Source organism: Microbacterium sp. LCT-H2, from assembly GCF_001866135.1.
Classification (GTDB): domain Bacteria; phylum Actinomycetota; class Actinomycetes; order Actinomycetales; family Microbacteriaceae; genus Microbacterium.
The window spans coordinates 111,912-130,194 of sequence record NZ_MODW01000003.1 but is presented as its reverse complement, the minus strand read 5'-3'; the positions used below and the strand labels follow the sequence as shown (position 1 = coordinate 130,194).

Here is an 18,283-nt window from a genome sequence, read left to right as displayed (position 1 = left end):
ATCGTAGAATGACCGTGGGCGGATCCGCCCGACATCCCAGGGAGTGAACGTGGCCCTCATCGTGCAGAAATACGGCGGCTCGTCCGTCGCCGACGCAGAGAGCATCAAGCGCGTCGCCAAGCGCATCGTCGACACCCGTCGCGCCGGTCACGACGTCGTCGTCGCCGTGAGCGCCATGGGCGACACGACCGATGAGCTGCTGGACCTCGCGAACGAGGTCGCGCCGATCCCCGCCCCGCGCGAGCTCGACATGCTCCTCTCCAGCGGCGAGCGGATCTCGATGGCGCTGCTGGCGATGGCGATCCACTCGATGGGCTTCGAAGCGCGGTCGTTCACCGGCAGCCAGGCTGGAATGATCACCGACTCGCAGCACGGGGCGGCGCGCATCGTCGACGTCACACCCGTGCGGCTCCGCGAGGCGCTCGACGAGGGCGCGATCGTCATCGTCGCCGGCTTCCAGGGCTTCAACCGCGACACCCGCGACATCACCACGCTCGGCCGTGGCGGGTCGGACACGACGGCCGTCGCGCTGGCGGCCGCGCTGTCGGCGGACGTCTGCGAGATCTACAGCGATGTGGACGGCATCTTCACGGCCGACCCGCGGGTGATCCCGAAGGCGCAGAAGCTCGACCACGTCTCCAGCGAGGAGATGCTGGAGCTCGCCGCCAACGGCGCCAAGGTCCTCTACATCCGTGCCGTGGAGTACGCCCGCCGGCACGGCGTCCTCATCCACGCCCGGTCGACGTTCTCGTCGGCCGAGGGCACATACGTTCTGGGCGAGGGCATGAAGAACCCTCGCGAAGCCGAGGGAGCAGTCATGGAAGAACCGATCGTCGCCGGCGTCGCCACCGACTTCAGCCAGGCCAAGATCACCGTCGCCGGGGTGCCCGACGTCCCGGGCAAGGCCGCCGAGATCTTCAAGATCGTCGCGAAGTCCGGTGCCAACGTCGACATGATCGTGCAGAACGTCTCCGCCACCGGGCGCACCGACATCTCCTTCACGGTCCCCAAGGCCGACGCCGCTGCCGCGCTCAAGGCCCTCGCCGGCGAGCAGACCGAGGTCGGCTTCCAGAACCTCATCCACGACGACCAGATCGGCAAGCTGTCCGTGGTCGGCGCGGGGATGCGCACGCACTCCGGTGTCTCGGCGACCCTCTTCGAGGCCCTGTCCGCCGGCGGCATCAACATCGAGATGATCTCCACCTCGGAGATCCGCATCTCAGTCGTGCTCCGTGACACCGACCTCACCGAAGCCGCGCGCACCGTGCACACCGCTTACGGTCTCGACGGCGACGCGGAGGCTACGGTCCACGCCGGCACCGGCCGCTGACCCCGGCCACTCTCACCTCGCGCCAGCACAGGCGTTCGCGCGGGTTCAGGCTGTCCTGTCCACACGTGCCTGATCTCCCGCGTTCGCCTGTTCGCGCGGGTCTGCCTGTTCTCCAGGGGCCGCGCCAGCACAGGCGTTCGCGCTGGTTCAGGGCGTCTTGTGCACGCGTGCCTGATCTCCCGCGTTCGCCTGATTCGCCGGGGTGGCCTACCTCCGTGAAACAGGCGGGCTTCGGGGTGGTCGCGGCGCGATAGACTCGCGGAAACCCTGACACCGGCGCCAGGCGCAGCCTCAGCATCCCGACGCCGCGCCCGAAGCCTCGTACGCCGTACCGCACGAAGCCAAGGAACATCATGACCCGCATCTCCGAATCAGGACTCTCCGTCGCCATCGTCGGCGCCACCGGCCAGGTGGGCACCGTGATGCGCGAGATTCTCGCGGAGCGTTCGTTCCCGATCCGCGAGCTGCGGCTGTTCTCCTCGGCGCGTTCCGCGGGCACGGCGATCGAGTTCGGCGGACAGACGGTCATCGTCGAGGACGTCGAGGCCGCCGACCCGTCCGGGATCGACATCGCGCTGTTCTCCGCCGGGGCCACCGCCAGCCGCGCCTACGCCCCCCGCTTCGCCGAGGCCGGCGCCGTGGTCGTCGACAACTCCAGCGCTTGGCGCATGGATCCCGAGGTCCCCCTTGTCGTCAGCGAGGTGAACCCGCACGCGATCGACGACCGGCCCAAGGGCATCATCGCGAACCCGAACTGCACCACGATGGCGGCGATGCCGGTGCTCAAGGTCCTCGACGCCGAGGCCGGACTCGAGCGTCTGATCGTGTCGACCTACCAGGCGGTGTCCGGCTCCGGACTCGCCGGCGCACAGGAACTGCTCGGCCAGGTCGAGGGCGTGCTCGCGCAGGGCGACACCCTCCGCCTCGTGCATGACGGCTCCGCGGTCGACTTCCCCGAGCCCGAGAAGTACGTCGCGCCGATCGCCTTCGACGTGATCCCGCTCGCGGGGAACCTCGTCGACGACGGGGACAACGAGACCGACGAGGAGAAGAAGCTCCGCAACGAGAGCCGGAAGATCCTCGAGCTGCCCGACCTGCGCGTCGCCGGCACCTGCGTCCGTGTGCCGGTTTTCACCGGTCACTCGCTCTCGATCCACGCGGAGTTCTCCCGCGACCTGACTCCGGAACGCGCCGCGGAGGTGCTGAGCGCGGCGCCCGGCGTCGTGCTCGACGAGGTGCCGACCCCGCTGCAGGCCGCGGGCAAGGACCCGAGCTTCGTCGGTCGCATCCGCGCGGACCAGTCGGCTCCGGAGGGCAAGGGTCTCGTGCTCTTCATCAGCAACGACAACCTCCGCAAGGGAGCGGCGCTGAACGCGGTGCAGATCGCCGAGGTCCTCGCGGAGCGGCTCGCCCCGGTCTCCTGAGGCTGCATGGTCTGCGGTGTCCTGGCCGCGAACTAGACTGTTCGAGTGACTGAAAACGTCGATGTCGTCCTGATCGGCGGTGGCATCATGAGCGCCACCCTGGGTACCCTGCTGCACGAGCTGCAGCCGGACTGGAAGATCGTCGCCTTCGAGCGGCTGTCGGACGTGGCGCAGGAAAGCTCGAACCCCTGGAACAACGCCGGGACCGGGCACGCCGCGCTGTGCGAGCTGAACTACATGCCGCAACAGGGCGACGCTCCGCTCGACCCCGCCAAGGCGATCTCGATCAACGAGCAGTTCCAGCAGAGCCGCCAGTTCTGGTCGTCCCTCGTCGAGAAGGGCGTGCTGGACGAGCCGTCGACCTTCATCAACGCGACCCCGCACATGACGTTCGTGCGGGGCGAGAAGGATGTGGCCTACCTCAAGAAGCGTTACGAGGTGCTCAAGGAGCAGCCGCTGTTTGCGGGGATCGAGTACAGCGAAGACTCCCGCGTCATCAACCAGTGGGCGCCGCTGCTCATGCAGAAGCGCCGGAAGGGCGAGCCGTTCGCGGCGACCCGGGTGCCCGCCGGCGCCGACGTCGACTTCGGCGCCCTCACGCACCAGCTCTTCGATCACCTGCGTGACTCGGGCGTCGCCGTGCGCACGAACCACGAGGTCAAGTCGCTCAAGCGGCAGAAGGACGGCACCTGGCTCATCAAGTACCGCACGACGGTCGGCCGCACCCCGAACGAGATCAAGGCGAAGTTCGTGTTCGTCGGGGCCGGGGGGTGGGCGCTGAAGCTCCTGCAGAATTCCGGCATCCCTGAGATCAGGGGCTACGGCGTCTTCCCGATCGGCGGCCAGTTCCTCAAGACGACGAACCCGAAGATCGTTGCGCAGCACAAGGCGAAGGTCTATTCGCAGGCCTCGGTCGGCGCGCCGCCGATGTCGGTCCCGCACCTCGACACGCGTGTCGTCGACGGTGAGGCGTCGCTGATGTTCGGGCCGTTCGCGACGTTCAGCCCGAAGTTCCTCAAGAACGGCTCGATGCTCGACATCGTCACGCAGGTTCGGCCGCACAACCTCTGGCCGATGCTGCGCGTCGCCTTCGCCAACCCCGACCTCATCACGTACCTCATCAGCGAGCTGATGAAGAACCACCGCAAGAAGGTCGACAGCCTCCGCACGTTCATGCCGACGGCCAAGGACGAGGACTGGACGCTCATCGACGCCGGTCAGCGCGCCCAGGTCATGAAGAAGGATCCGAAGAAGGGTGGCGTGCTGCAGTTCGGCACCGAGGTGGTCGCCTCGGGTGACGGTTCGATCGCCGGTCTCCTCGGAGCATCCCCCGGGGCCTCGACGGCCGTGCCGATCATGCTCGATCTGCTGAAGAAGTGCTTCCCCGGCGAGTACCCGGGCTGGGAGTCGCAGCTGCGCGAGCTCATCCCCACCTTCGGCCGGAAGCTCAACGGCGACGCGGAGCTCGCGGAGGAGTCGACCACCGCGACCGCCGCCGTCCTCGGCATCAACGCCTGACCTCGGACCGTGGCGAAGCTCTACTTCCGCTACGGCGCGATGAACTCGGGCAAGTCGACTGCCCTGCTCCAGGCTGCGTACAACTACGAGGAACGCGGCCAGCATGTGCTGCTCGCCAAGCCCGCGATTGACACCAAGGGCGCCGGCGAGATCGAGAGTCGCCTCGGGGTCACGCGACCGGTCGACTTACTCATCGGCCCGGACGACGACGCCCGCGCGCTCTTCGCAGTCCACCGCGAGCGCATGCGGCGGTCCACGGAGGAGGAGCTCCTCCCGACCGGGCCTGTCGACGTGGCCTGTCTGCTCATCGACGAGGCGCAGTTCCTGACGCCCGCACAGATCGACGACCTGTTCCGCATCGCGGTGGAGGACGGGATCCCGGTGATGGCTTACGGCATCCGCAACGACTTCCGCACCCACGCGTTCCCCGGCTCCGCCCGTCTTCTCGCGATCGCGCACTCCCTGGAAGAGCTCAAGACCATCTGCCGCTGCGGGCGCAAGGCGGTGTTCAACGGCCGCGTGGTCGGCGGCCGCTTCGTCTTCGACGGCGACCAGGTCGCGATCGACGAGGGCGCCGACGGCTCCGCCTCGCCCGAGCTCACGACCTACGAGTCGCTGTGCGGCACCTGTTACCTGGAGGAGTCTGGCGGCCGCCTCGGCTGACCCGTCGACCCACCCCCTTCCGGTCGCCCCACCCCTCTGCGTGCGTACGCACCGGGCCGGGGCGCACGGAAAGGGGTGGATCGCGTGCGCGGCATCGTCGTATTGCGTGGTCTGACCACACGCGCTAGCCTGTGGTCTGACCACAGGAGGCGGGATGACGGAGCAGCCGGCGCGCGCATGGCGACTCGTGCTCGAGCACATCGAGCGTGATCTGCTCGACGGTCGTCTCGGGCCGGGGGACCGGCTGCCGTCCGAACGGGACCTCGCGGGCGACCTCGGTGTCGGACGATCGAGCGTCCGCGAGGCGTTCCGCGTGCTCGAGGTGCTCGGCCTCATCCGCACGGCGACCGGCTCGGGCCCTCAGGCGGGCGCCATCGTCATCGCCACCCCCACCGGCGGGATGTCGGCGCTCCTCCGGCTCCAGGTGGCCGCGCAGGGCTTCCCCCTCGACGACGTCGTCCGCACGCGGCTCGTGCTCGAGGATGCGGTCGTCGACGCCATGGCATCGGCTGTCCATCGCGACACCACGCGGGCGCACGAGCTGCTCACCGCCATGGATGACGGCGCCCTCACACCGGCCGAGTTCCTCGCCCTCGACGCGCAGCTGCACCTCTCCCTCGCGGAGGGCAGCGGCAACACGGTCATCGCGGCGATGATGGCGGGACTCCGCTCCGCCATCGAGTCGTACGTGCTCGCGGGCGCGGCGACCGTCGATGACTGGGATCGGATGGCCGAGCGTCTGCGTTCCGAGCACCGCGCCCTCGTCGCGGCGATCGACGAGGGCGATGCCCATGCCGCGCGCCGTCTCGTCCGCGCTCACATCACCGGCTACTACACCGCCGCGGGCCTCACCCGCGCCATCACCCCGCAGAACTGAGAGGCAGAACATGGTCCAGCGCCAGCTCCCCAATCCCGCCGAGCTGTTGGAGCTCATGAAGTTCAAGAAGCCGGAGCTCGACGGACGGAAGCGCCGCCTCGACGCCGCGCTCACCATCGACGATCTGCGGAAGATCGCCAAGCGCCGCACGCCCAAGGCCGCCTTCGACTACACCGACGGCGCCGCCGAGGGTGAGCTGTCGCTGAGCCGGGCACGCCAGGCGTTCCAGGACGTGGAGTTCCACCCCGGCATCCTCAAGCCGGCGCCGGATGTCGACACGGCCGTCGAGATCCTCGGCGGCCCGTCCGCGCTCCCGTTCGGCATCGCGCCGACCGGCTTCACCCGGCTCATGCAGACCGAGGGCGAGGTCGCGGGCGCCGGCGCCGCGGCCGCTGCGGGCATCCCGTTCACGCTGTCCACCCTCGGGACCACCTCGATCGAAGACGTCAAGGCGGCGACGGTCCGGGAGCCGCAGGGCCCCGTTCCCGGTCGGAACTGGTTCCAGCTCTACGTCATGCGCGACCGCGAGATCTCGTACGAGCTCGCCCGCCGCGCCGCCGCCGCGGGCTTCGACACGCTGCAGTTCACCGTCGACACCCCGGTCGCCGGCGCCCGTCTCCGCGACAAGCGCAACGGCTTCAGCATCCCGCCGCAGCTCACCCTCGGCACGATCATCAACGCCATCCCGCGGCCCTGGTGGTGGTTCGACTTCTTGACCACGCCGAAGCTCGAGTTCGCTTCGCTGAGCACGACCGGCGGCACCGTCGGCGAGCTCCTGGACGCGGCGATGGACCCGACGATCAGCTATGACGACCTCGCGGTCATCCGCGACATCTGGCCCGGCAAGATCGTCATCAAGGGCGTGCAGAACGTCGAGGACTCCGTGCGCCTGCGCGACGCGGGCGTCGACGGCATCGTGCTGTCGAACCACGGCGGCCGTCAGCTCGACCGCGCCCCGATCCCGTTCCATCTCCTGCCCGAGGTCCGTCGGGCGGTCGGCGACGACTTCACGGTCATGATCGACACCGGCATCATGAACGGCGCCGACATCGTGGCATCCGTCGCGCTGGGTGCCGACTTCACGCTGATCGGTCGCGCCTACCTCTACGGCCTGATGGCGGGAGGTCGCCAGGGCGTCGACCGCACGATCGCCATCCTGCGCGGCGAGATCGAGCGCACGATGCGGCTGCTGGGCGTGGCCTCGCTCGCGGAGCTGGAGCCCGGGCATGTGACCCAGCTCACTCGCCTGGTGCCCGTCTCCCGCGCGGCCGGCGTCGAGGTGCACTGACCCACCTGCACGACGAGACGACGCCTGCACGACGGATTCGGTCCTCCCGTCGTGCAGGCGTCGTCTCGTCGTGCGGCTGTGCCCGTCAGACCCGGGTGGAGAGGGTCGGCAGCAGTTCCCGCAGACGGGCAGCCGTGTCTTCCCAGCCCTCGACGGCCACCGCTGGCACTCCGAGCGCCAGGACGGGGTAGTCGTTGCCGCCCTCGTCGAGGCGGTCGCCATAGAACAGCATCGCGGTCAGATCGATCCCGGTGTGGGTGGCGAGCTGCTGCATGCCGAACGCCTTGTCGATCCCGGCGCGGGTGATGTCGATCGAGGTCGAGCCGCCCGAGCGCACCTCGAGGCCCGGGAGCCGCGCGGCGACGGCATCGCGTAGCGCGCCGCGCTTCGAACCCGTCGGATCCCACGCATGCTTCGCGTCGCGCGGGGCCTGCTGGCCGAGCGCGGAGAACGTGATCTGCGAGCCGCGATCCTCGAGGATCTCGCCCCAGGGCTCGGCCTCCCAGAGCCCGAGACGCTCGGCCTCCTCGCGCAGCGCGGTGAGGGCGGCGGTCTTCTCCTCGTCGCTCAGGTCATGGGCGTACACCGCGACGAAATCGGTGCCGTCATGCCGCAGGTACCGCGTGCCGCAGGTCGGGAGCAGGTGCAGTCGGGCGAGGGCCGCCGGGTCGGCGTCGGCGAGCTGCGCCACCACCTGCGTACGGAACTGCGCCTCGTTGCCGCCGGAGATGATCGCGACGTCCACCGAACGCAGCAGCTCACCCAGGAGTGCGGCGATCTGCGGGTCGATCGTGCCCTTGGAAGGGGCAAGGGTGTCATCGAGGTCGAAGGCGACGAGAGAGGGCGAAGTCATGATGCCTCCACTGTAGGTGTTCGCGGCCGGGAGGACGGTGTGGCCGCGAGCAGCGTGCAGAATATCGCAAGGACGACGCCGATGCTCGCCCCGGTGGAATTGGCCAGCACGTCGCTCACAGTCGCGGCGCGGTGGGGGAGGGCGAGGTACTGCGCCGTCTCGATCGCCAGCGAGAGGGCCGGACCCACGAGCAGCGATAGCAGCCACGCGCGCCGGGGCACGAGCAGGAACGCGAGCACCCCGACGGGGATGAAGACGGCGACGTTCGCCAGAACCTCGAGTCGCGTGAAGTCGAGGCTCGTCCAGCCGAGACGCTGGATCGCGCGAAGGAGGAGGTCGAGCAGGTTGGGCATCGTCTGCTCCACGCGCGCGGGCGTGAGCGTGAGGAGGGCGACGCCGAGGAGGAAGGGGAGTCCGAGGGCGACGGCCCACACGCGCGTCGAACGCCGCGGCGGTGGCAGGAGCCTCCCCATGCGTTCCCCTCTCGCACGACATCCCGATACAGAGAAGGCCGCCCCTGCGGGCGGCCTTCTCGTGTCACTGGTCGGGGTGACAGGATTTGAACCTGCGACCTCTTCGTCCCGAACGAAGCGCGCTACCAAGCTGCGCCACACCCCGTTTTGCAACCCTCCGAGTCTACAGCGAAATGTCTCCAGCGCCGAATCGAGCCGTCCACCCGCGTGGCGGAACCGTTCGCGGGGTCACGCGTGCGGGGTCAGCGTGAGCAGTGTCGCCTCGGGACGGCACGCGAAGCGGACGGGCGCGTAGATGGAGTGCCCGCAGCCTGCGCTGACGTTGAGGGGCACCGAACGGTCGCCATGTGTCCAGGTACTGAGTCCCTTGGCCTGCTTCAGGGGGATGTCGCAGTTGGCCACGATGGCGCCGAAACCGGGAAGACAGACCTGTCCGCCGTGGGTGTGCCCGCCGAGGATGGCGTCCGCGCCGAGGTCGACGAAGCCGTTGAGCACGCGCTGATACGGCGCATGCGTGACGCCGAGCACGGGGGTGGCGTCCGACCGGGACCCGAGTTGTTCGAGCGCCGCGGGCAGCACGTCCAGGCGCTCCCAGTCACGGTGGGCGTCGTCGACGCCGAACAGGTCGACCGTCTCGCCGCGCACCGTGAGACGCGTCGCCGTGTTGTTCAGGTCGGCCCAGCCGAGCTCGTCCGTGAAGTAGCGGTCCATCGCGGCGGTGTCGAGCAGAGTGGGCTCGCGGTGCTTCTGCGATGGTCCGGCGAAGTACCGCAGCGGATTCCGGGGGGAGGGGCCGTTGACGTCGTTGGAGCCGTGCACGAACACCCCGGGAACACCGGCGAAGGGGGCGAACGCTCGGCGGATGCCCTGCAAGCCCTCCTCGTGCCCGAGGTTGTCGCCCGTGTTGACGATGAGGTCGGGCTTCAGATCGGCCAGGGACGCGAGCCAGTCCTGCTTCCGGTGCTGCCAGGGCGCCATGTGCGCGTCGGAGAGGTGCAGGATGCGCAGCGGCGCCGCGCCTGCCGGAAGCGCCTCCGCCGAGACCTCCCGCACCGTGAACAGGTATCGCTCGATGCCGATACCCCAGATCGCGGCGGCCGCACCGACGGCCCCCACCGCGCCGAGCGCGATGAGGGCCGGGTGCGCCGCGCGGGACGTGCCTACTTGCACGACACTCGGATCGGCGTGGCCTTCGTCGCCGCAGAGTTCGCGGCCGGGGTCGTCGCAGTCACCGTCGCGTCTTCCGCGTTACAGGAGCCTTCTCGTTCGACCGTCGTGAAGCCGGCGGCGACGAGCGCGGCGTTGGCCTCGGTCGGACTCTGCCCTGTCACATCGGGGACGGTCGCGCCGTTACCGTTGCTGGGCGAGATCGTGATGGTGGCCCCGGCAGTGGCCTGACCGGACGGGCTCTGTTCGACGACGATGTTCGTCGCCTTGTCGCTGTCCACCGGATCGCCCACGGAGACCTGGAAACCGGCCCGCTCGAGGGTCGCGGTCGCTTCCTCGACGGTCTGGCCGACGACATCGGGCACGTCCACGCGGATCTGGCGGATGAGGTTGCCGTCCGGCTCCGGGAACCGGTCACCGCCGTAGGCCTGGTTCGCGGCGTGCTGCGCGGCGCGGGCGAGCGGGTACCGCACCTCGTTGAGGAGGTGGCTGCCGGTCCAGACGTTGAACACGTTGTCGTGGTTGCCGTTCGAGCGGCCGGCCCAGACCGCGGTCGCGACCTTGGTGCTGGACTCGATCATCATGGTCGACCACAGGTCGTGCGTACCGGTCTTGCCGATCAGCGGGGTGCCGTCGAACGGGTTGGCTCGCGAGCCTGTGCCACCGCCGGCCATGACGCCCTGCAGCGCATAGGCCGCGGTCGCCGCGACCTCCTTCGAGAGCACGCCCTCGGTGCAGGAGGCCTTGGGAAGCGGGCGCTCCTTGCCTTCGGCGTCGATCACCTTGTCGATCGCGCGGGGCGTGCAGTAGGTGCCGCCGCTGGCGACCGTCGCGTAGGCGTTGGCCATCGCGATGGGAGAGATGTTCTTCGGGCCGAGGACGTCGTAGGGGACGTTCTCCTCGGTGACCTTCTCGCCGCTGGCGAGCGTGACGCCCATCTTGTCGGCGACCTTGTTGATGTCGCAGACGTCGAGCTTGGAGGCCATTGCGAAGTAGCCGCTGTTGAGCGACTGCGCCGTGAAGGTCATCGGCGTCCCCGGATAGCCGCGGCTGCGGCCGAAGTTGCCGATCTTCGCGGTGTCCGTCGGCTGGGGGCTGCCGCAGACGGGGATCTGCAGGTTCGTCTGCACGGTCCCGTTCAGGTTCTCCCGCACGGAGTGGCCCTTCTCGAGCCAGTCGATGAGGGTGAAGAGCTTATAGGTCGAGCCCACCTGGAAGCCGCCGGAGTTGCCGTACTTCTGGTCACCGGCGAAGACGAGCGACGAGTACTGCTGGTCGGTGGTCGGGGTCTCCGAGAACTTCGTGTTCTGCGTGATCGAGAGGATGCGGCCGGTGCCGACCTCGATCGAGACGCCGGCAGCACCGAAGTACTTGTTGTCGAAGTTCGCCGGGACGACGTTGGCCATCTCCTCGGCCGCCGGGTCCTGCACGCGGAAGTCGAGGGTCGTGTAGATCTTCAGGCCACCGCGGCGCAGCAGGTCGCGACGCTCCTGGATGTCCGCACCGAATGCCTCGTCGTTCTCGACGATCGACTTCACGTACTGGCAGAAGTAGGCGTTGCGACCGGCGGCGGCACAGCCCTGGGTCGGGACCTTGATGGCGGGCGTGATCGCGGCGGCCTTCGCCTCGTCGTGCTGCGCCTGGGTGATCTTGCCGTCCGTGAGCATGCGGCCGAGCACGTAGTCGCGGCGGTCCTTCGCGTCCTTGTAGCCGTCCGCCTCGGAGTTGTGCGCGACCCCGTCCTTGGTCGTGTAGGTCCCGCCCGGCTTGTCGATGCGATACGTGTTCGGGTTCTGCACGATCCCGGCGAGTGTCGCCGCCTGGCCGACGGTGAGCTTCGCCGCGGACGTGGAGAAGTAGTAGCGCGCGGCGGCCTCGATGCCGTAGACGGTGCCGCCGAAGTTCGCGATGTTCAGGTACCCGAGGAGGATGTCGTTCTTCGAGTAGTCCTTCTCGATCTGGATGGCGTAGCGCATCTCCTGGAGCTTGCGCTCGATGCCGTCCACACCGGAGGCGTTGGTGGCGTCCTGCCAGCATTGCTGCAGCTCGTCCGCGTACGTCTCGGAGGCCGTGTTGACGTTCTGCTCGCACTGCTGGATGCGGACGTTCTTCACGAACTGCTGGCTGATCGTCGAGGCGCCGCGGCTGGACGTGCCCCGCACGTTGTCGACGAGGGCCTTCACGGTCGCGCCGAGGTTGACGCCGCCGTGGGTGTAGAAGTTCTTGTCCTCACTGGAGAGGATCGCGTCGTAGAGGACGGGCGCGACCTGCTCGTAGGTGACCGGCACGCGGTTCTGCTCGTAGAACGACGCCAGCACGACCGGCTTGCCCTCGGGGTTGGTCGCGTAGATGGTCGACTGCTCCATCGGGGTGTCGACCTTGAGCACCTCGGGCAGCTCATCGAAGATCGTCAGCGCCGTGGAGCCGGCGACGCCGGTCATCGCGAGGACAGGGGTGACGCTGGCGGTGACCAGCAGACCGGCGATGGCGCTCAGTCCGACGAGCCCGACGAGACCGCCGAGCACGCCCTTCACCGTGCGGTTCTTTTGGGGCATACGCTTGATCGTAGGGGAGTTCCCTGAATACCGGCTTTGACGAGCGCGGCCCGGTCTGCCCTGGACGCGCCCTGATCGACAGGAGTGCCATGACCACGTGGGAGTATCTCACCACGCCGCTGCTGATCCACAACACCGCGGCCATCCTCAACAACTGGGGCAAGCAGGGCTGGGAGCTCGTCCAGGTGGTGCAGGGCCCCGAAGGCGGTCTGGTCGCCTACTTCAAGCGCCCCGTCACGACGGACGGCTCGGCCAACGCCGGTCTCGCCGCCGCCGCCGAGGCCTCGCGCCAGTTCGAGGGAGGCCAGGCATGAGCGTCGCCACCCGCCTCTCCGAGCTCGGCATCGAGCTGCCCGCCGTCGCCGCTCCCGTCGCCGCCTACGTGCCGGCCGTCGTGCACGGCGGACTCGTGTACACCTCGGGCCAGCTCCCGTTCGTCGACGGTGCCCTTCCGGCAACCGGCAAGGTCGGTGCGGAGGTCTCTGCGGAGGACGCCAAGGCGTTCGCCCGGACCTGCGCCCTGAACGCGCTCGCCGCGGCCGCCGATGTCGCGGGCGGTGTCGATCGGATCGCCGGTGTGGTCCGCGTCGGCGGGTTCGTCGGCTCGGCGGAGGGCTTCACCGGACAGCCCGCCGTCATCAATGGCGCGAGCGAGGTGCTCGGCGAGATCTTCGGCGAGGAAGGCCGGCACGCCCGCGCCGCGGTCGGCGTCGCGGAGCTCCCGCTCGGCAGTCCCGTCGAGGTCGAGGTCACGTTCCGCCTCGCGTAGTTCCCGTGCCCCGGCTCGCCGAGCCCCCGGGTGCACGTCGAGACCCCCTGCTGCAGACGTCTGCAGCAGGGGGTCTCGACATGAACCCGGGGGCTGGCGCTACTTGACCTGGGCGGAGATGATGCTCATCACGGCGGTGTCGGCGAGCGTCGTCGTGTCGCCGACCTCGCGACCCTCGGCCACGTCGCGGAGCAGACGCCGCATGATCTTGCCGGAGCGGGTCTTCGGCAGCTCGCCGACGATGTAGACGTCACGCGGACGGGCGATCGCGCCGATCTGCTCGCCCACCCAGAGCCGCAGCTGCTGAGCGAGTCCCGCCGGGTCGTGCGCGGAGAGGTAGCTCTCCTTGATGATCACGAACGCCACGACCGCCTGACCCGTGGTCTCGTCCGAGGCGCCGACGACGGCGGCTTCGGCCGTGGCCTCGTGCGCGACGAGCGAGGACTCGATCTCCGCGGTCGACAGGCGGTGGCCCGAGACGTTCATCACGTCGTCGACGCGTCCGAGCAGCCAGAGGTCGCCGTCCTCGTCGAGCCGCGCACCGTCGCCGGCGAAGTAGTAGCCCTGCTTCTCGAACTTCTCCCAGTACGTCTCGCGGAAACGCTCCGGGTCGCCCCAGATGCCGCGCAGCATGCTCGGCCAGGGTTCGGTGATGACGAGGAGCCCGCCGTTGCCGTTGCCGACCTCGACGCCCTGCTCATCGACCACATCGATCGAGATGCCGGGCAGGGGCACCTGCGCCGAGCCGGGCTTCGTGGCGGTGATCCCGGGGAGCGCCGACACCATGATCGCGCCGGTCTCGGTCTGCCACCAGGTGTCGACGATCGGCGTCGAGCCGGCGCCGATGACCTCGCGGTACCACATCCAGGCCTCGGGGTTGATGGGCTCGCCGACCGAGCCGAGCACGCGGAGCGAGGACAGGTCGAACTTCTGGGGAACGCTGCGACCGATCTTCATGAACGAGCGGATGGCGGTCGGCGCCGTGTAGAAGATCGAGACCTTGTACTTCTCGATGAGCTCCCACCAGCGGCCGGGGTGCGGGGTGTCGGGCGTCCCTTCGTAGAGCACCTGCGTCGCGCCGTTCGCGAGAGGACCGTAGGTGACGTAGCTGTGTCCGGTGATCCAGCCAATGTCGGCGGTGCACCAGTAGACGTCGGTCTCCGGCTTCAGGTCGAAGACGTTCTTGTGCGAGTAGGCCGCCTGGGTGAGGTAGCCGCCGGAGGTGTGCAGGATGCCCTTCGGCTTCCCTGTCGTGCCCGAGGTGTACAGGATGAAGAGCGGGTTCTCGGCGGGGAACGCCAGGGCGGTGTGGTCGGCGGAGGCGGCGGGGACGACGTCGTGCCACCACAGGTCGCGGCCCTCCGTCCACTCCACCTCGTTCTCACCGCGCTTGACCACGAGCACGTGCTCGACGGTCTGCTGCTCGCCCTCGCCGCGGTCGGCCAGCGCCTGGTCGACCGCCGGCTTCAGCGCGGAGACGCGGCCCTTGCGGTACCCGCCGTCCGCGGTGATCACGAGCTTGGCGCCGGCGTCGTCGATCCGGGAGCGGAGGCTGTCCGCGCTGAACCCGCCGAAGACGACCGAGTGGATGGCGCCCACGCGCGCCACGGCGAGCATCGCGGCGATCGCCTCGGGGATCATCGGCAGATAGATCGCGACCCGGTCGCCCTGACCGATGCCGAGCTCGTCGAGCACGTTCGCGACGCGCTTGACCTCGTCCGTCAGCTCGGCATAGGTGATGCGGCGGCTGTCGCCGGGCTCACCCTCCCAGAAGAGCGCGACGCGGTCGCCGTTGCCGGCCTCGACGTGCCGGTCGAGGCAGTTGTACGCCACGTTGAGCTCCCCGTCGTCGAACCACTTGGCGAAGGGCGGGTTGCTCCAGTCGAGGACCTGCGTGAAGGGCTTGTGCCAGTGGAAGAGCTCGCGTGACTGGTCGGCCCAGAAGCCCTCGCGGTCCGCGGCGGCGCGCTCGTAGAGCTCCTGCGAGGCGACGGATTGGGCGGCGAACTCCTCCGACGGCGCGAAGCGCCGGGTCTCGTCGAGAAGGTGATCGATCTGACTGCTCATCGGCAGGCGCTCCTTTGCGGCGTTCGGGTCGTGCAGGCATGGCCGCAGGGGGAGTGCGACCAGGTCAGGGTGAATCTATCCCCGCCCCTGACCCTCGAATACTGCCGAAAGTCGGTAGTCGAGTGGGTTTTGTCAGGACGGTCGCCTTGCGTACACTCGACGACAGCCGAAATCTCATTCCGGCCTTGGCGTGCCCGATTCCCCCGATCGAGAGCCGCCGTGGGCGGCATCTCATTCCCCCCGTGAGGTGCCGCCCTTTCTCATGGGAGCGCTCCCGCCTCCTCGTCCGCCGCGGTCGGCTCCTGCACCGCTGCGGGTGGCGTCTGCTTGTGCACAGGGTCCGACGGAGCACACGCCCCTCGCGGTCGACGCGCACAGCCGCGGCCTACCGTCGCCGTATGCCTGATCGATTCGTCATCCGCCCTCGCTTTTCCGGGACTCGTGCTGCATCGCGGGCTCCGCAGGAGGCGCTCCGGAGCGAGCCGGCATTCGCCCTGCTCGCGCCGTTCGTCGACGACGAGGTGACGGACGTGTTCCTGAACGGCGCGGACGCGCTGTTCGTGGATAGAGGGAGCGGGGCGGAACGCGTGCCGGACTGGCGGGCCACGGAACGTGAGGTCCGCGAGCTCGCCGTGGCGCTCGTCGCGATCGGAGGGCGACACCTCGACGATCAGACGCCGTGCGTCGATGTGCGGCTCGGCTCGGGCGTCAGGGTGCACGCCGCCCTCGCTCCGGTGTCGGCATTGGGCACAGCCGTGTCGATCCGCGTCCCTCGCGTACACGCGGCCGACCTCGATGCGCTCGCGGCGCGCGGGGCCTTCGATGCGCGGCAGAGGCGCTGGCTCGGCGTGCTCGTCCGCGACCGGGCGAACCTCCTGCTCACCGGCGGCACGGGCTCCGGCAAGACGACGCTGCTGTCGGCCCTGCTGTCGGAGGTCCCGCCCGATGAGCGCATCGTCACCATCGAAGACGTCGCGGAGCTGAGGCCGCGGCACCCGCACCATGTCGCACTGGAGGCCCGTCAGGCCAATCTCGAAGGCGCCGGCGAGATCGATCTGGCGCGATTGGTCCGTGAGTCCCTGCGCATGCGTCCGGACCGCCTCGTGGTGGGCGAGTGCCGAGGGGAGGAGGTCCGCGAGCTGCTCACCGCGCTCAACACCGGGCACGACGGTGGTGCGGGCACCCTGCACGCCAGCGGTCTGGCGGACGTGCCCGCGCGCTTGGAGGCCCTGGGCGCGCTCGCCGGCATGGACGCGGTCGCCCTCGCGCGTCAGGCGGTGAGCGCCTTCACCATCGTGCTGCACCTGGAACGCACCCCGGGCGGGGCGCGACGCATCGCGAAGACCGGTCGTCTCGTGCTCGCGGGTGAGCGGCTGGCGATCGAGGAGGTCGAGCCGTGGTGATGCCCCGTGTGCCGAGGCCGGCATCGGCGGCCGGTCCGCATGTCGCCGATTCCGTCCAGACGCTCGCGGTGCTCCTGCAGGCCGGGGCGATCCCGCTCGTCGCCTGGCGGCACCTCGCGGGAACGGGAGACCCGTCTGCGACGGCGGTGCTGGAACGAACGGACGAGGGGGTGCCCCTGGTCGCGGCGATCGAGGCGCAGGGCGGCATGTGGACGGAGCTGGCGGCGGCATGGGAGGTCGCCACGACGGTCGGAGCGCCCCTGGCCGACGTGCTCCGCACCATCGCCGAGGCGCTGCGCGATGCCGCGTCGGCGGCGGACGACGTCCGGGTGGCCCTGGCCGAACCGGCGGGCATGGCGCGACTGCTGCTCTGGATGCCGCTGGCCGGTCTGCTGCTCGGCGTCGCGCTGGGCTTCGACACCCTGGGGGCGATCATCGGCAACCCCCTCGGGGGTGCGTGCGTCGTCGCCGGCCTGCTGCTGGTCGCGGTCGCCCGGCTGTGGACGAGACGACTGCTGCGCCGTGCGCGTCCCGAGCCGGGGACGCCGGGCATGACGGCGGAGCTCGTCGCGGTCGCGCTCACGGGTGGTGCACCGATCGACCGCGCCGTCGCGCTCGTCACCGAGACCGGAGTCGTCGATCCCGCCGAGCGCGACCGCGTCGGTCAGGTTCTCGAGCTCTCGCGTGCCGCTGGCGTCCCCGCCGTGGAGCTGCTGCGTGCGGCGGCGGCACAGGACCGGCATCGTGCGAGGGTCCAGGGGCGTCTTCGCGCCGCGCGCCTCTCCACGCGGCTGCTGCTTCCGCTCGGGGTCTGCACGCTCCCGGCGTTCCTCCTGCTCGGTGTGGCGCCCCTCCTGCTCAGTGTGCTCGCCTCTACACCCCTGCCGACCTGACCCTTCCGTGATCACCCAAAGAAAGAGGTATGAAGATGAACGACACCTTGCCCACCCTGAACCGGCGCCGCGCCCGGGCTCTCTTCGGAGACGACACCGGCGCAGCGACCGCCGAGTACGCCATCACCACCATGGCCGCGGTCGCCTTCGCCGGTCTGCTCGTGGCGATCATGCGCTCGGACGAGGTGCGGGGAATCCTCACGGGCCTCGTCCGTCGAGCTCTGACTGTCTCATGACGGGCGGCGTACCCGATGCCGATGCGACCCCGGCACCCTGGCGGTGGCGTGGTGACCGTGGCGCCGTCGCGGCGGAGCTCGCCCTGGCGCTGCCGGCCATCGTGCTGGTGCTGCTGCTCGGGGCGGGTGCTCTCGTGGCGGCGTCGAGGCAGGTCGCGCTGCAGGATGCGGCCGCCGACGCCGCGCGGCTGCTCGGCCGCGGCGAGGACCCGGCGGCGGCAGCCCGGGTCGTCCACGAGGCGATCCCTGGCGCCGGTGCCGCGTTCGCCCCTGCGGGCGACCTCGTGTGCGCCACGGCGACGCTCCGGCTCTCTCTCGGAGCGGTCGTCAGCGTCCCGCTGCGCGCCTCGAGCTGTGCGCTGGACGGGGGTCGCTGATGGCGGGCTCGGCGCTCGCGGCCGCGCTCCTCGTGGTGAGCGCCACGCTGTCCGTCGGTCTTGCGGCGGTGGGCGGTGCGGCGGTCACGGCACAGCGGGCGGCGGGCGCTGCCGACGCCGCCGCGCTCGCCGCCGCGGATGCCGCGAGCGGCGCGGTGCCGACGGCGGACGAGCCGTGTGCGTTGGCCGCCAGGGTCGCCGCGGCGAGCGGGGCGGCCCTGACGAGCTGTTCGCTGCAAGGGTATGTGGCGACCGTGTCGGTGGAGGCGGCGTACGCTGGACTCGCTGCCGTCTCCCGCGCTCGTGCCGGGCCACCCGAGGAACCATGACGGCGGCTCTACCCCTCGCCCGCTGTGAACGACCCCTGATAGCGGTGTGTATGGTGTGCTT

At 69.8% G+C, this 18,283-nt stretch carries 18 protein-coding genes and 1 tRNA gene; 13 read left to right on the top strand and 6 right to left on the bottom strand.

The window, feature by feature from the left end; all coding sequences use genetic code 11:
- Positions 1-49 precede the first annotated feature (49 nt).
- The 6 genes from BK819_RS09170 (at position 50) to BK819_RS09145 (ending at position 7,100) form a co-directional block, all read left to right on the top strand.
- A complete protein-coding gene (locus BK819_RS09170; RefSeq protein ID WP_025104257.1) occupies positions 50-1,330 on the top strand; it encodes an aspartate kinase in 1,281 nt (426 codons plus the stop codon).
- Between the two features lie 353 nt (positions 1,331-1,683).
- A complete protein-coding gene (locus tag BK819_RS09165; RefSeq protein ID WP_071328881.1) occupies positions 1,684-2,754 on the top strand; it encodes an aspartate-semialdehyde dehydrogenase in 1,071 nt (356 codons plus the stop codon).
- A 45-nt stretch (positions 2,755-2,799) separates the two neighbouring features.
- Positions 2,800-4,272 (top strand): malate:quinone oxidoreductase, encoded by a 1,473-nt coding sequence (locus BK819_RS09160; protein WP_071328880.1) that lies wholly within the window; start codon positions 2,800-2,802, stop codon positions 4,270-4,272.
- A gap of 9 nt (positions 4,273-4,281) precedes the next feature.
- Positions 4,282-4,935, top strand: coding sequence for a thymidine kinase (locus BK819_RS09155; RefSeq protein ID WP_071328879.1), 654 nt, complete (start codon positions 4,282-4,284; stop codon positions 4,933-4,935).
- Positions 4,936-5,089: 154 nt separating this feature from the next.
- A complete protein-coding gene (locus BK819_RS09150) occupies positions 5,090-5,812 on the top strand; it encodes a FadR/GntR family transcriptional regulator (protein WP_071328878.1) in 723 nt (240 codons plus the stop codon).
- A gap of 10 nt (positions 5,813-5,822) precedes the next feature.
- Positions 5,823-7,100 (top strand): alpha-hydroxy acid oxidase, encoded by a 1,278-nt coding sequence (locus BK819_RS09145; RefSeq protein WP_071328877.1) that lies wholly within the window; start codon positions 5,823-5,825, stop codon positions 7,098-7,100.
- Positions 7,101-7,185: 85 nt separating this feature from the next.
- Here BK819_RS09145 and BK819_RS09140 read toward each other — a convergent pair whose 3' ends face one another.
- The 5 genes from BK819_RS09140 to BK819_RS09120 all read right to left on the bottom strand — a co-directional run bounded on the left by BK819_RS09140 (position 7,186) and on the right by BK819_RS09120 (position 12,148).
- A complete protein-coding gene (locus tag BK819_RS09140) occupies positions 7,186-7,953 on the bottom strand; it encodes an HAD-IIB family hydrolase (RefSeq protein WP_071328876.1) in 768 nt (255 codons plus the stop codon).
- On the bottom strand, positions 7,950-8,426 hold the full coding sequence (locus BK819_RS09135) for a VanZ family protein (protein WP_083391731.1): 477 nt from the start codon (positions 8,424-8,426) through the stop codon (positions 7,950-7,952). The genes BK819_RS09140 and BK819_RS09135 overlap by 4 nt, the downstream gene beginning before the upstream one ends.
- 68 nt (positions 8,427-8,494) lie before the next feature.
- A tRNA-Pro gene (locus BK819_RS09130) sits at positions 8,495-8,571 on the bottom strand.
- Between the two features lie 83 nt (positions 8,572-8,654).
- Complete coding sequence (locus BK819_RS09125) at positions 8,655-9,596, bottom strand: metallophosphoesterase (RefSeq protein WP_071328874.1); 942 nt, start codon at positions 9,594-9,596, stop codon at positions 8,655-8,657.
- A complete protein-coding gene (locus BK819_RS09120) occupies positions 9,587-12,148 on the bottom strand; it encodes a transglycosylase domain-containing protein (RefSeq protein ID WP_071328873.1) in 2,562 nt (853 codons plus the stop codon). Before BK819_RS09120 ends, BK819_RS09125 begins: the two co-directional genes overlap by 10 nt.
- A gap of 89 nt (positions 12,149-12,237) precedes the next feature.
- Here BK819_RS09120 and BK819_RS09115 point away from each other — a divergent pair, with 89 nt between their 5' ends.
- Together BK819_RS09115 and BK819_RS09110 are read left to right on the top strand one after the other, a co-directional pair.
- Positions 12,238-12,462, top strand: coding sequence for a hypothetical protein (locus BK819_RS09115; protein ID WP_060921874.1), 225 nt, complete (start codon positions 12,238-12,240; stop codon positions 12,460-12,462).
- Complete coding sequence (locus BK819_RS09110; RefSeq protein ID WP_071328872.1) at positions 12,459-12,917, top strand: RidA family protein; 459 nt, start codon at positions 12,459-12,461, stop codon at positions 12,915-12,917. Before BK819_RS09115 ends, BK819_RS09110 begins: the two co-directional genes overlap by 4 nt.
- Positions 12,918-13,016: 99 nt before the next feature.
- Here BK819_RS09110 and acs read toward each other — a convergent pair whose 3' ends face one another.
- The gene (gene acs / locus BK819_RS09105; protein WP_071328871.1) at positions 13,017-14,984 is read right to left on the bottom strand and encodes an acetate--CoA ligase; all 1,968 of its coding nucleotides are present in this window, start codon (positions 14,982-14,984) and stop codon (positions 13,017-13,019) included.
- Between the two features lie 398 nt (positions 14,985-15,382).
- On the opposite strand from acs, the gene BK819_RS09100 reads away from it, so the two are divergent.
- The 5 genes from BK819_RS09100 to BK819_RS09080 are packed head-to-tail and all read left to right on the top strand — an operon-like array spanning position 15,383 to position 18,222.
- On the top strand, positions 15,383-16,387 hold the full coding sequence (locus tag BK819_RS09100) for a TadA family conjugal transfer-associated ATPase (RefSeq protein ID WP_071328870.1): 1,005 nt from the start codon (positions 15,383-15,385) through the stop codon (positions 16,385-16,387).
- Positions 16,387-17,280 (top strand): type II secretion system F family protein, encoded by an 894-nt coding sequence (locus BK819_RS09095; RefSeq protein ID WP_071329123.1) that lies wholly within the window; start codon positions 16,387-16,389, stop codon positions 17,278-17,280. Before BK819_RS09100 ends, BK819_RS09095 begins: the two co-directional genes overlap by 1 nt.
- A gap of 29 nt (positions 17,281-17,309) precedes the next feature.
- Positions 17,310-17,516, top strand: coding sequence for a DUF4244 domain-containing protein (locus BK819_RS09090; protein WP_071328869.1), 207 nt, complete (start codon positions 17,310-17,312; stop codon positions 17,514-17,516).
- Positions 17,513-17,893: a TadE family type IV pilus minor pilin gene (locus BK819_RS09085; RefSeq protein ID WP_071328868.1), complete on the top strand. Its 381-nt coding sequence runs from the start codon at positions 17,513-17,515 to the stop codon at positions 17,891-17,893. Before BK819_RS09090 ends, BK819_RS09085 begins: the two co-directional genes overlap by 4 nt.
- Positions 17,893-18,222: an Rv3654c family TadE-like protein gene (locus tag BK819_RS09080; protein WP_071328867.1), complete on the top strand. Its 330-nt coding sequence runs from the start codon at positions 17,893-17,895 to the stop codon at positions 18,220-18,222. Before BK819_RS09085 ends, BK819_RS09080 begins: the two co-directional genes overlap by 1 nt.
- Positions 18,223-18,283: the final 61 nt, after the last annotated feature.